Annotated in this window: 11 protein-coding genes and 2 rRNA genes (1 of these 13 cut by a window edge); 9 read left to right on the top strand and 4 right to left on the bottom strand. The window is 45.8% G+C overall.

Annotation, left to right across the window (positions count from 1 at the left end; translation table 11 throughout):
* Window positions 1-213: ribosomal RNA gene (locus EXU30_RS10585) — 23S ribosomal RNA — on the bottom strand; it reaches 2676 nt to the left of the window's first position.
* A gap of 315 nt (window positions 214-528) precedes the next feature.
* Window positions 529-2078, bottom strand: a 16S ribosomal RNA gene (locus EXU30_RS10580).
* The 16S and 23S rRNA genes sit together here, the layout of an rRNA operon.
* A gap of 877 nt (window positions 2079-2955) precedes the next feature.
* Between EXU30_RS10580 and arnB the strand changes: the two genes are divergently transcribed.
* From arnB to arnF, 8 genes are read left to right on the top strand one after another with little or no spacing between them, the layout of a single operon-like run.
* Window positions 2956-4119 (top strand): UDP-4-amino-4-deoxy-L-arabinose aminotransferase, encoded by a 1164-nt coding sequence (arnB, locus tag EXU30_RS10575; RefSeq protein ID WP_130599870.1) that lies wholly within the window; start codon window positions 2956-2958, stop codon window positions 4117-4119.
* Between the two features lie 2 nt (window positions 4120-4121).
* A complete protein-coding gene (gene arnC / locus EXU30_RS10570) occupies window positions 4122-5114 on the top strand; it encodes an undecaprenyl-phosphate 4-deoxy-4-formamido-L-arabinose transferase (protein ID WP_130599868.1) in 993 nt (330 codons plus the stop codon).
* A 35-nt stretch (window positions 5115-5149) separates the two neighbouring features.
* The gene (arnA, locus tag EXU30_RS10565) at window positions 5150-7132 is read left to right on the top strand and encodes a bifunctional UDP-4-amino-4-deoxy-L-arabinose formyltransferase/UDP-glucuronic acid oxidase ArnA (protein ID WP_130599866.1); all 1983 of its coding nucleotides are present in this window, start codon (window positions 5150-5152) and stop codon (window positions 7130-7132) included.
* Complete coding sequence (arnD, locus tag EXU30_RS10560) at window positions 7129-8049, top strand: 4-deoxy-4-formamido-L-arabinose-phosphoundecaprenol deformylase (protein WP_130599864.1); 921 nt, start codon at window positions 7129-7131, stop codon at window positions 8047-8049. The genes arnA and arnD overlap by 4 nt, the downstream gene beginning before the upstream one ends.
* An 11-nt stretch (window positions 8050-8060) precedes the next feature.
* A complete protein-coding gene (locus tag EXU30_RS20605; RefSeq protein WP_242620191.1) occupies window positions 8061-9056 on the top strand; it encodes a phospholipid carrier-dependent glycosyltransferase in 996 nt (331 codons plus the stop codon).
* Window positions 9056-9715 (top strand): glycosyltransferase family protein, encoded by a 660-nt coding sequence (locus EXU30_RS20600; protein ID WP_242620190.1) that lies wholly within the window; start codon window positions 9056-9058, stop codon window positions 9713-9715. Before EXU30_RS20605 ends, EXU30_RS20600 begins: the two co-directional genes overlap by 1 nt.
* Before the next feature lie 2 nt (window positions 9716-9717).
* Complete coding sequence (locus EXU30_RS10550) at window positions 9718-10074, top strand: EamA family transporter (protein ID WP_130599862.1); 357 nt, start codon at window positions 9718-9720, stop codon at window positions 10072-10074.
* Window positions 10068-10505, top strand: a complete 438-nt coding sequence (arnF, locus tag EXU30_RS10545) for a 4-amino-4-deoxy-L-arabinose-phosphoundecaprenol flippase subunit ArnF (protein WP_130599860.1) — start codon at window positions 10068-10070, stop codon at window positions 10503-10505. Before EXU30_RS10550 ends, arnF begins: the two co-directional genes overlap by 7 nt.
* Window positions 10506-10887: 382 nt before the next feature.
* On the opposite strand, the gene EXU30_RS10540 is transcribed toward arnF, so the two are convergent.
* Window positions 10888-12054, bottom strand: a complete 1167-nt coding sequence (locus EXU30_RS10540) for a nucleotide sugar dehydrogenase (RefSeq protein ID WP_130599858.1) — start codon at window positions 12052-12054, stop codon at window positions 10888-10890.
* Window positions 12055-12224: 170 nt separating this feature from the next.
* Between EXU30_RS10540 and EXU30_RS10535 the strand changes: the two genes are divergently transcribed.
* On the top strand, window positions 12225-12773 hold the full coding sequence (locus tag EXU30_RS10535) for a gamma carbonic anhydrase family protein (protein WP_130599856.1): 549 nt from the start codon (window positions 12225-12227) through the stop codon (window positions 12771-12773).
* A gap of 93 nt (window positions 12774-12866) precedes the next feature.
* Here the strand turns inward: EXU30_RS10535 and EXU30_RS10530 are convergent, their stop codons facing one another.
* Window positions 12867-13142, bottom strand: coding sequence for a DUF1488 family protein (locus EXU30_RS10530; RefSeq protein WP_130599854.1), 276 nt, complete (start codon window positions 13140-13142; stop codon window positions 12867-12869).
* Window positions 13143-13161: the final 19 nt, after the last annotated feature.

Here is a 13161-nt window from a genome sequence, read left to right as displayed (position 1 = left end):
CCTCCGGGTACTTAGATGTTTCAGTTCCCCGGGTTTGCCTCCTAACGCTATGTATTCACGTTAGGATAATTGCTTATGCAATTGGGTTTCCCCATTCGGACATCGTTGACTCAAATGCTTGTTACTAGCTCGCCAACGCTTTTCGCAAGTTACTACGTCCTTCATCGCCTCTGACTGCCAAGGCATCCACCGTATACGCTTAGTCACTTAACCATACAACCCAAATGAGTCTTACTAATGTAAGTCATTCAAGCCACATAGGTGACTAGCTGGTTTATTTGATAAATCACACCAATGAGTAAACTCATTCATGTGTATCGCCTTAGTTTTAGAATATTCAAGACACTTAAATAGTGTTTTGAGAACTCAATTATTTCGCATTTTATGTTTTCACATAAAAATACTATCAGCTTTCCAAATTGTTAAAGAACAATGCTAACCGGCTCGCGGCGCATTTGACTCTCACTTCTTATAAAAGAAGCGACAAGTTATCTGTGTGAACACTCAACAGGTCTAAATTCGTGTCGATAAGGAGGTGATCCAGCCCCAGGTTCCCCTAGGGCTACCTTGTTACGACTTCACCCCAGTCATGAACCACAAAGTGGTGAGCGCACTCCCGAAGGTTATGCTACCCACTTCTTTTGCAGCCCACTCCCATGGTGTGACGGGCGGTGTGTACAAGGCCCGGGAACGTATTCACCGTAGCATTCTGATCTACGATTACTAGCGATTCCGACTTCATGGAGTCGAGTTGCAGACTCCAATCCGGACTACGACGTACTTTCTGAGATTAGCTCCACCTCGCGGTCTCGCAACCCTCTGTATACGCCATTGTAGCACGTGTGTAGCCCTACTCGTAAGGGCCATGATGACTTGACGTCGTCCCCACCTTCCTCCGGTTTATCACCGGCAGTCTCCCTAAAGTTCCCACCCGAAGTGCTGGCAAATAAGGATAAGGGTTGCGCTCGTTGCGGGACTTAACCCAACATTTCACAACACGAGCTGACGACAGCCATGCAGCACCTGTCTCAGAGTTCCCGAAGGCACCAATCCATCTCTGGAAAGTTCTCTGGATGTCAAGAGTAGGTAAGGTTCTTCGCGTTGCATCGAATTAAACCACATGCTCCACCGCTTGTGCGGGCCCCGTCAATTCATTTGAGTTTTAACCTTGCGGCCGTACTCCCCAGGCGGTCTACTTAATGCGTTAGCTTGAGAGCCCAGTGTTCAAGACACCAAACTCCGAGTAGACATCGTTTACGGCGTGGACTACCGGGGTATCTAATCCCGTTTGCTCCCCACGCTTTCGTACATGAGCGTCAGTCTTTGTCCAGGAGGCCGCCTTCGCCACCGGTATTCCTTCAGATCTCTACGCATTTCACCGCTACACCTGAAATTCTACCTCCCTCTACAAGACTCTAGTTCGCCAGTTCCAAATGCAATTCCCAGGTTGAGCCCGGGGCTTTCACATCTGGCTTAACGAACCGCCTGCGTACGCTTTACGCCCAGTAATTCCGATTAACGCTCGGACCCTCCGTATTACCGCGGCTGCTGGCACGGAGTTAGCCGGTCCTTCTTCTGCGAGTAACGTCACAGCTAGTAGGTATTAACCACTAACCTTTCCTCCTCGCTGAAAGTGCTTTACAACCCTAGGGCCTTCTTCACACACGCGGCATGGCTGCATCAGGGTTTCCCCCATTGTGCAATATTCCCCACTGCTGCCTCCCGTAGGAGTCTGGGCCGTGTCTCAGTCCCAGTGTGGCTGATCATCCTCTCAGAACAGCTAGGGATCGTTGCCTTGGTGAGCCATTACCTCACCAACTAGCTAATCCCACCTAGGTTCATCCAATCGCGAAAGGCCCGAAGGTCCCCTCCTTTCCCCGTAGGGCGTATGCGGTATTAGCAGTCGTTTCCAACTGTTATCCCCCTCGACTGGGCAGATCCCTAGGCATTACTCACCCGTCCGCCGCTCGACGCCGTTATCGTCCCCCGAAGGTTCAGATAACTCGTTTCCGCTCGACTTGCATGTGTTAGGCCTGCCGCCAGCGTTCAATCTGAGCCATGATCAAACTCTTCAATTAAAAGTTTTTACGAACTTTCGTTCGACTCAATGAATTCTACTGTCATGCGTCAATTTAAATCGAATCATCAATTCAAATTAACTTGTGTCGTATGAACATCTTTGAGTTTTAAATTTTGTGACTCATCAAAAGATGAATCTGTCGAATTTAACGCTCTGTGAATGTCCACACAGATATACTTGTCATATTGTTAAAGAGCATCCCGTTAGCGCTTGGCTCATCGGGTCAGGGCTGCGTATTCTACGCTTTCCCGCGTTGGCGTCAAGTGTTTTTTCAAACTTTCTTTTCGCCTTGATTTGAGTGGCTTAAATGCCTTCAAATCAAACTGTCACGCTTGCTACCTACACTTTGTGTTGGCCGCTGCGCCGTGTCAGTGGGAGCGCATTATAGGGAGCTTAGATTTTTGCGCAAGGGCTTTTTTGAAGTTTTTTATGATTTACAGCTTAAGCGAATACTTAATGAACTAATCGCTGTTTTTGCGGGCTAAAACGTAGATTTTTAGTACATCTTGATAAAGGTACTAGCTATTACGAGCCTGCATTATGTTTGAACGTCACATCAAAGTATGGTGAAAACGACCGTTAATGAACTAACGATAGGTAATAAAGTCGTAGGTAGACGTTAACTTTATATAGCTAAAATAGCTAACTTTGGCTGCTGATTAAAAAAACTGTACATTTTTCAGCTTAAATTAAGGCCAAGCACTACATTGCGAGCCATAAAACGATATAATCGCCGCTTTGCTAGATAAGCAATCCGACTATCGAGCGCTTATCGCTTTCATCCAGCTTGCTATATCTAATACAGAGACATGTGATCCAGAAGCATGTACCTGAGTTTTGGAATGTGCAGCTAGGTACAGGTTTAAGGATATAACATGAGTCAGGCATTTCTCCCTTTATGTCGACCAGCCATTGATGATAATGATATTCAAGCTGTCACAGATGTGCTGCGCTCAGGCTGGATCACCACAGGCCCTAAAAGTGCTGAGCTAGAAAACCAAGTTCAACAATATACCCAAACCTCTCACGTGGTCAGCTTAAGTAGCGCATCTGCCGGCATGCACCTTGTTCTGCTTGCTCTAGGGGTAGGCCCAGGTGATGAAGTAATTACTCCGTCTCTTACTTGGGTATCAACAGTAAACCTAATTACCCTGTTAGGCGCTAAGCCAGTATTTGTTGACGTTGACCAAGATACCTTAATGACAACAGCTGAGCTAATTGAGCCACTAATTACCGACAAGACCAAAGCCATTGTGCCAGTACACTACTCTGGTGCGAGCTTAGACTTAGATGCTTTATATGCCCTTGGCGACAAACATGGTATTGCTATTGTTGAAGACGCTGCGCACGCGCTAGGTACCGAATACCAAGGTCGACCAATCGGCAAAACGGGAACTTGCTTATTCTCTTTGCATGCTATTAAAAACGTCACTACAGCAGAAGGCGGCATTTTAACCACTCATGATGCCAAGCTTGCCGAAAGAGTTCGCCGCTTGAAATTCCATGGCCTTGGCGTTGACGCTTTTGATCGTGAGACTCAAGGTCGTGCACCTCAGGCAGAAGTGATTGAGCCAGGCTTTAAATACAATATGCCAGATATTTGCGCTGTATTGGCCCTTGGCCAGCTTGAGCGCATTGAACAAATCACAGCTAAACGTACAGAGCTAGTCACCTACTACCGCCAGCAGCTCGCTCAACTAGATGGCTTTACACCATTAGCTATCCCTGAATATGACCACAAACATTGCTGGCACCTAATGATCGTTCGTGTTGACCCGAGTCAAACCGGGATTAACCGAGACGATCTCATTGCTGCGTTAAAAGTACGTGGTATTGGCGCGGGTATTCACTTTAAAGCCATCCACACCCAAAAATACTACCGCGAAAATTACGCTAGCTTATTTGGTGAAATCAATCCAAACCTAAGCAATACCGAGCGCAATAGTCAGCAGATTTGCTCACTGCCATTATTCCCGTCAATGGAGTTAACCGATATCGATCGGGTAATTGCCGCTATTAAAGACATTGTTGGACAATAAACATGAAACACAACCAAAGTATCGACTTCGTTTCGATTGTCATTCCCGTATACAACGAAGAAGCCAGCTTGCCAGAGCTAATCAAGCGCACAGTAGCCGCTGCAGACTCGATGGATAAAGATTATGAACTTATTCTAATTGACGATGGTAGCCGTGATAAAAGTGCTGAGCTAATTGAAGCGGCAGCATCTGAGAAAGACAGTCACGTTGTCGGCGTAATTCTTAACCGCAACTATGGTCAACACAGCGCTATTATGGCCGGCTTTGAGCATGTACGTGGCGACTTAATTGTCACCCTAGATGCTGACCTGCAAAATCCGCCAGAAGAAATCCCTAACCTGGTAGCAAAAGCCGAAGAAGGCTATGACTCTGTTGGTACCGTGCGTAAGAACCGCCAAGATAGTCGTTTACGTCGTTACCCGTCTAAACTGATCAACAAGCTAGTTAAGCGCTCAACCGGTGTTGAGATGAATGACTATGGTTGTATGTTGCGTGCATACCGTCGCCATGTAGTTAATGCCATGCTTGAGTGTCATGAGCGCAGCACTTTTATCCCAATTCTTGCTAACGGCTTTGCTCGCAACACGGTTGAGATAGACGTAATGCACGCCGAACGTGCTGCCGGTGACTCAAAATACAGCTTTATGAGCCTGATCAATTTGATGTTTGATTTGCTCACCAGTATGACCACAGCACCATTACGTATGCTAAGCCTAGTTGGTGGCGGTATTGCCGCACTGGGTTTGATGCTAGCAGTGGTATTAATGGGGCTTCGCCTAATTTACGGCGCCGAATGGGGCGTTGACGGTGTATTCCCACTATTCTCGGTACTATTTATCTTTATTGGCGCCCAATTTGTTGGACTTGGGTTGCTAGGCGAATATATTGGCCGAATTTATTCCGACGTAAGAGCTAGACCTCGCTACTACGTGCAAGACATCTTGGTAGGCGCCGCCACCAAGAAAGCACGTGAGCTCGATGAAAGTAAGCAGTAGCAGCTATTTAAAATTTAACTTTGTAAGGAAATCCCATGAAAGCAGTCGTATTTGCTTATCACAACATTGGTTGCGCTGCCATCAAGAGCATGCTTGAGGCTGGCGTAGAAATCGCAGCAGTATTCACCCATGTTGACGATGCTAACGAAAATGTATTCTTTGAGTCTGTTGCTAAGCTAGCTGCAAGCAAAGGTATCCCAGTATTCGCACCTGAAGATGTAAACCACCCACTTTGGGTTGAAAAGATTAAGAAGATGCAGCCAGATGCATTGTTCTCTTTCTACTATCGCCACATGCTAAGCCAAGAGATCTTAGACATTGCCCCTAAAGGCGGCTTCAACCTACACGGTTCACTACTACCTAACTACCGTGGCCGCGCGCCAATCAACTGGGTACTGGTAAATGGTGAAACAGAAACTGGTGTGACGTTACACACTATGACAGCTAAGCCTGATGCCGGTGATATTGTTGCTCAGCAAAAAATCGCCATTAGCGACGAAGACACAGCAGCAACACTGCACGCAGCTATGACTAAAGCAGCTTCAGAGCTACTTGCAAACACGCTACCTGCTATCGTTGCTGGCACTCACACACTGACACCGCAAGATGCAAGCCAAGCAACCTACTTTGGTCGCCGCACCCCAGCTGATGGTGAAATTAAGTGGACCAACGATGCACGCACCGTATTTAACCTAGTTCGCGCGGTAACTGAGCCATTCCCAGGTGCTTTCTCTTTCCTAGGTGAGCGTAAAGTCATTATCTGGAGCGCTAAAGCGATTGATAAAAACTACGACGTTACCCCTGGCACAATCGTAGCAACTAAGCCGCTGACAATTGCCTGTGCACAAGGTGCACTGCAGGTTAACTCTGGCCAAACTGAAAATGGCTTATTCCTAAGTGGTGATCAACTAGCCGCTGAAATGCACCTAGTAGAAGGCATGCGTTTTGGCCCGCAAGCCAGTGCGGTCATTGCTGCTACTCGTCGCCAAAAAGTACTGATCATGGGTGCCAATGGCTTTATTGGTAACCACCTAACTAAGCGTTTACTTGACGATGGCAAGTACGAAATCTACGCCATGGACATGAGCTCAAACCAAATTGAGCAACACCTTGAGCACCCAGACTTCCACTTTGTTGAAGGCGACATCACCATTCACAACGAGTGGATTGAATACCACATTAAGAAGTGTGACATCGTATTACCGCTGGTTGCGATTGCTACACCAATCGAGTACACCCGTAACCCACTAAAAGTATTCGAGCTAGATTTTGAAGAGAACTTAAAAATCGTTCGTGCCTGTGTGAAATACAACAAGCGCATCATCTTCCCATCGACCTCTGAAGTTTACGGTATGTGTACTGACGAGCAGTTTGACGAAGATACTTCACCGCTAATTACTGGTCCAATTAACCGCCAGCGTTGGATTTACTCAACCTCTAAGCAGCTGCTTGACCGCGTAATTTGGGCTTACGGTAAAAAAGACAACCTTAAGTTCACCCTATTCCGTCCATTTAACTGGATGGGCCCTCGCCTAGATAGTTTAAACTCAGCTCGTGTTGGCTCTAGCCGTGCGATTACTCAGCTGATCTTAAACCTAGTTGAAGGTACGCCAATCAAGCTGATTGACGGCGGTGAGCAAAAACGTTGTTTCACCGATATCTCAGAGGCAATTGAAGCGCTATTCCGCATTATTGAGAACAAAGACAACCTTTGTGACAGCCAAATCATCAACATTGGTAAGCCTGACAACGAAGCGAGCATCAAGGTGATGGCTGAAACGCTAGTTGAGAAGTTCGACAAGCACCCGCTACGTGATCAATTCCCACCGTTTGCTGGCTACAACCTAGTTGAAAGCCACACCTTCTACGGTGATGGTTACCAAGATGTTCAGCACCGTCGTCCAAGCATTGCCAATGCGAAGAAACTGCTGAACTGGGAGCCTAAGATCATGATGGACCAAACCATTGAAGACACCTTAGACTTCTTCTTGAAATCAGCAATTGACGAAAGAAAATGAGCCAAGGCTCAGTGACCAAAGTCGGTCTTAGGATCGACGTTGACACCTTTCGTGGCACGCGCTTAGGCGTGCCCAAGCTGCTTGAGTTATTTGCCAAGCATGATGTAAAGGCCTCGTTCTACTTTACCGTTGGCCCTGACAACATGGGGCGTCATATTTGGCGCCTGCTACGCCCTGCGTTTTTAAAGAAAATGCTGCGCTCAAAAGCTGCTAGCCTCTATGGCTGGGATATTCTTATCCGCGGCACTATTTGGCCAGGGCCTGTCATTGGTAAAAAGCTTAAACACATCATTAAAGATACTCAGCTTGCAGGCCATGAAATGGGCTTGCACGCCTGGGATCATCACAAGTGGCAAATGAAGACCGACACTATGTCAGCTAACGAGCTGCACAGTGAAATCAAAAAAGGTCATGACTTGCTGAGTCAAATCACTGGTGAAGCACCAACAACCAGCGCAGTCGCTGGCTGGCGCTGCAACGAGCAAACCTTAGTTGAAAAGCAAAAGTTTGCTTTTAACTACAACAGTGATTGCCGCGGCGAGTCGATATTCAGCCCGGGAGAAGGCCTAGCGCCTCAAATTCCGGTTACCTTGCCAACTTATGATGAATTGATTGGTCAAGGGAATGTCACAGCAGACAATTACAATGATGAAATCATCAAGCTGATCAAACCAAATCAACTCAACGTGTACACCATTCACGCCGAAGTGGAAGGGATTGTTTGCGCGCAGATGTTTGAAGATTTGTTGATAAAAGCTAAGGCAAACAAGATTGAGTTTGTACCCTTAGTCGAATTATTAGATGATTATGACCAACAAAACTTACCTCAAGACACTATTGTCAATGTAGCACTTGAGGGACGTGAAGGCTGGCTTAGCCACCAGCGTTCTATGGTAGAGAAAACTGCAAGTTCTTAATTGGAAGAAGAATGACTAAATCTAAAATTAATCTAGCGGTACTTGTGCCGCTTTTTTTTATCGCGCTATATATCTTACCGCTAGGGTTACGTGATCTTTGGTCACCAGATGAACTGCGTTACGCCGAAATCGCCCGCGAAATGGTACAAAACAATAACTGGATTGTACCTACCTTCAACGACCTACGCTATTTTGAAAAGCCAATTATGGGCCACTGGATGAATGCGATTTCACAGGTCATTTTTGGTGAAAATAACTTCTCAGTGCGTTTTGCTTCAGCCTTTAGCACCTTTGGCGCAGCCTTGTGTCTATTTTTGCTCGTCGCGCGCTTTGCTAATCGCCAACAAGCCTGGGTAACTGTAGCGGTATTTTTAAGCCTGTTCCTGGTTAACAACTTAGGCTCGTACAGTGTGCTCGACGGCATGCTTAACCTATGGCTTACCGCCGCCTTTACCGCTTTCTTCTTTGCGGCAGACTCACCCAACACATCAGCAAGATGGCGTAACTATGGCTTAGCCGGACTGTTTTGTTCGTTTGCGTTAATGACCAAAGGCTTTCTCGCCCTCGCCTTACCAGTAATTGTGGTAGTGCCATTTATGATTTGGCAAAAGCAATTGCTCGAAATCTTAAAGTGGGGTTGGTGGGTTATGCTAGTTGCACTAGTGGTGACCTTGCCTTGGGCGCTAGCAGTACATGCAGCAGAGCCTGACTACTGGCACTACTTCTTTTGGGTTGAGCATATCCAACGCTTTAGCGCTGACAACGCCCAGCACGCTGCGCCATTTTGGTACTACATTCCGTTTTTAATGCTTGGCACTATCCCTTGGCTATTTATTGCACCAGCGGCACTTAAACATATGTCTGGTCAGTGGGACTCGCGATTAATTCGTTACGCCATTTTATGGGCAGTATTGCCGTTTTTATTCTTCTCTATTGCCAAAGGCAAGCTAGCAACTTATATCCTGCCTTGCATGGCGCCAATTGCGATTATTCTAGCGCAAGGGTAATGAATGCTATCAAGAATAAATCTAAAGGCTTTAATATCGGCTCTTACATCAATGCTGGCTTTTTTATTCTAGTGTCAGTCACTGTGCTTGTGCTGTTCTATATTGGCAAACTGCCACTCACCGAAGATGAAGCGTATCGCCCTTGGCTACTCACTTTGGTATTTGGCGCCTGGGCTGCGTTGGCTATCGTTGCGACCAAGGTGAAAACGCTAGAGGCGAAAGTATCAAGCTACATGCTAATGCCATTGAGCTTATTCTTACTAGTGTGGGCCATCATTCCTAACATTAGTATTGATGGCAAAATGCCAGCACGTTTTTTAAAGCAGGTTAGCCCGCTAATCACAGAAAATACGGTACTGGTTGGCGATCACCCAAGCACCATGTCGGCATTTAGCTGGTACTTTAAGCGTCACGATGTTTACCTAACTGGTTCAAAAGGTGAGTTAACTTATGGTCTGAACTATCCTGATTCAAGCCATCGCTTTGTACCTCTGGACAATCTCAATGGCTTTATCGAGCACCAAACTCAAGATGAAGCTGTGATGATTTTATTCCGCGAAGTGGACGTGCCTGCCAATATTAACGCGCCAGACCAAAAGGTCGTTCGCGGTAAATACCAGGTGTATTTTTACGAGCAAGCAGATGCGGTGGCTAACTAACAGTGTTGACCCTAGCCCTGTTTTTCAGCTCAGTGATTGCTAGCTCACTCAGTCAGTACTGGCAAAAGCGCGCTTCAAGTTATTTTGAAGCGCACCCTGAACTCACCACAATGCAGAAGCTGTTTAATAAACCTATTTTACTCAGCATCGTATTTTTAGGTTTGGGGGCATTAACCTGGCTAGCAGTATTGACTGACTGGGAAGTATCCACCGCCTACCCACTATTGAGCATCAACTTTGTAGTCATGCTATTGATGTCAAAATACTGCTTTAACGAGACTATCTCAGCAAAGCAGTGGACTGGTGTTGTCGCGATTATGTTTGGTGTCGCCCTGCTAAGCGGAGGCTTAACATGGTAACGACAGCCATTAATAAAGTGAGCCAATCTAAAGGCATCGCCTTAGCACTAACCAGTGTCGCACTGATCTCGACCGCCCAGCTAGCAATGAAGTGGGGAATGGCTAACTTGCGCCAATTATGGCCGCAAATTGAAGCCTTACTATCACCGCTGCAGTTTATGCCGCTGTTTGACCTCGCAATAGCTAGCGCTCTCGCTGTCGGCGCTGGGCTTGTTTGCTATGCGTTGTCTATGGTGTGCTGGATTATGGCGCTCAAACATCTGCCGTTATCTAAGGCTTATCCGCTACTAAGCTTGAGCTATGTGATTGTTTATCTCGCTGCGGTCAGCTTTCCCTGGTTAGGTGAAACCGTCAGTGCCACCAAGCTGGCGGGTATTGGCTGTATTCTAGTGGGTTTGTATTTGGCTATTCCAAGTAAGTCAGCTGATTAAGCTGATAACTTCGAACACCATCATAAGTAAAAAAACCACCTTCTGAAGAAGCAGGAGGTTTTTGTTAACTTCCTAGAAGGGAACAAAGTCTAAACAGCTAAAGTTAAAGCATGTAGTTGCGATGACATTTAAAGCCGTTGAAAACAAGGATGTTTTCTTCGAGTCCACAAGGAAGTGTTCACGACGAGCTTTAAATTTCATTGTAACGTGGGCGAAATATGAGAGCTGCTAAATCTGGAAAAACTAGAAGTTTCAGGCAAACCTAATTGAATTATAATTGCCAACCTAAAAAGGTGGTTGAAGCTAAAAAAACGCACCCACTAATCGGGTGCGTTTTGTTATGAGGTGGAATCTTGATTCCTGCATTCAGGAATTAACAAGACTAGTCTGAGCCGAACAAATCTCGGGTATAGACTTTATCTTCAACATCCAGCAGCTCTTCCATCATACGATTAGACACAATCACATTAGACATCTTCTTAAACTCATCGACATCACGAATAAGCGGCGAATTAAAGTAGCTATCTTCTTCCATAACCGGCTCATAGATCACCACGTTAATGCCCTTGGCTTTAATGCGCTTCATAATGCCGAGAATAGACGATGCACGGAAGTTATCAGAACCTGACTTCATGATTAATCGATATAGACCAACCGTCTCTGGGTTACGCTTTAGAATCGCGTTAGCAATAAAGTCTTTACGAGTGGTATTAGCATCCACAATTGCGCCGATAATGTTGTTTGGCACATCCTGGTAGTTAGCCAAAAGTTGCTTGGTATCTTTAGGCAGGCAGTAACCACCATAACCAAATGATGGATTGTTATAGTGCGAGCCAATGCGAGGGTCTAAACCAACACCTTCGATTATTTGTCTTGATGACAAACCATGGGTTTCAGCATAGGTATCTAGCTCATTAAAGTATGCCACGCGCATGGCCAGATAAGTATTAGAAAACAGCTTAATGGCTTCTGCTTCCGTATCATCAGTAAATAGCACAGGCACATCTTTTTTGATTGCGCCTTCCACCAGCAAGTTAGCAAAAACTTCAGCACGTTTTGAACGCTCACCAATCACAATACGTGATGGGAACAAGTTATCGTGTACCGCACGCCCTTCGCGCAAGAACTCTGGTGAGAAAATGATGTTGTCATGACCCAGCTTTCCTTTAAGTGATTTTGTGTAACCAACTGGCACAGTCGATTTAATCACGATAGTCGCTTGCGGGTTAATCGCAATCACATCTTCAATCACAGACTCAACTGACTTTGTATTGAAGTAGTTGGTTTCAGGGTCATAGTCAGTTGGTGTTGCTACGATAACGTAATCGGCACCTGTGATAGCCTGCTGCTTATCCAGGGTCGCAATTAGGTTAAGCGTTTTTGTATTGAGGAAGTCTTCCGCTTCTTTATCAACAATTGGCGAAATACGATTATTCAGCTGCTCAACGCGCTTTGGATTAATATCCAAGGCAACAACTTCATTATGCTGCGACAAAATAATCGCGTTTGATAAGCCGACATAACCTGTACCGGCGATAACTATCTTCATAAACCACTTAACCTAGTTAAAAATGTGCTTGCGCTAATTGCGGCTAGTTTAATCAATAAACATGACAAGAAACAGATCCCACACCACAAACTAAAGGATAAGCTCATTAACCGGCCAATCATGTTATATTCTGCAACCAAGTATAGCTCGTGCGCTTATAAGGAAATCAAATGTCACAGTCAGTTCGTGCCTACAAGGGTATTACTCCAACAATCGATCCCAGTGTTTACGTTGATGAAGCCAGCGTTCTCGTTGGTGATATTCATCTCGCCAAAGATGCCAGCATTTGGCCATTAGTTGCCGCGCGCGGTGACGTCAACATCATTCGCATTGGCGAGCGTAGTAACGTACAAGACGGCACAGTATTGCACGTCACCCGCAAGTCGCCATCAAACCCAGAGGGCTTTCCGCTGATTATTGGTGATGATGTCACCATAGGCCACAAAGCTATGCTTCACGGCTGCAAGATTGGCAACCGAGTATTGATTGGTATGGGCGCTGTTATTATTGACGGCGTAACGGTAGAGGATGATGTCATCGTCGCCGCAGGCAGCGTAGTCCCGCCAAATAAGACGCTAAAAAGTGGCTATTTATATGTCGGCAATCCGTGTAAACAAGCGCGCCCACTGACCGAAGCAGAACTGGCATTTTTACCTCAATCAGCCGATAACTATGTGCGTTTAAAAAATGAATATATAGAAGAGCTAACAAACGACTAGTTGCTAACAGCACTAAACAACTAGTTACGATATGTCCTAAATGCAAAAAGTCACCGGAATCGGTGACTTTTTTAATAACGAAGCCCTAGCTCCCTATGCGCTGATATGTACCTCGCCTTGTCCATTCACTTGCTCATCAAGAATTTGCTGTTCGGCGAGTTCTTCAATATCGAACCTTAATGACTCAAACACTTGCAGCGCATTCTCTGACGATACAACCTCATTGGCATAATTAAGCTGTTGATTTAACGCTTGAAGATCAGCAAAGCTCACCACACACACCAACACTTGCCCTTGTTGCTGGGCATTAAAGCGCACTGAGTTATCAATGATGGTTAGCTCATTATCGAACTGAATTGCTTGGTTCATATTGCTCTTATCTGCTGAT

This window comes from Shewanella maritima (assembly GCF_004295345.1).
Classification (GTDB): Bacteria; Pseudomonadota; Gammaproteobacteria; order Enterobacterales; family Shewanellaceae; genus Shewanella; species Shewanella maritima.
This window is presented reverse-complemented; position numbering and strand designations above follow the sequence as displayed.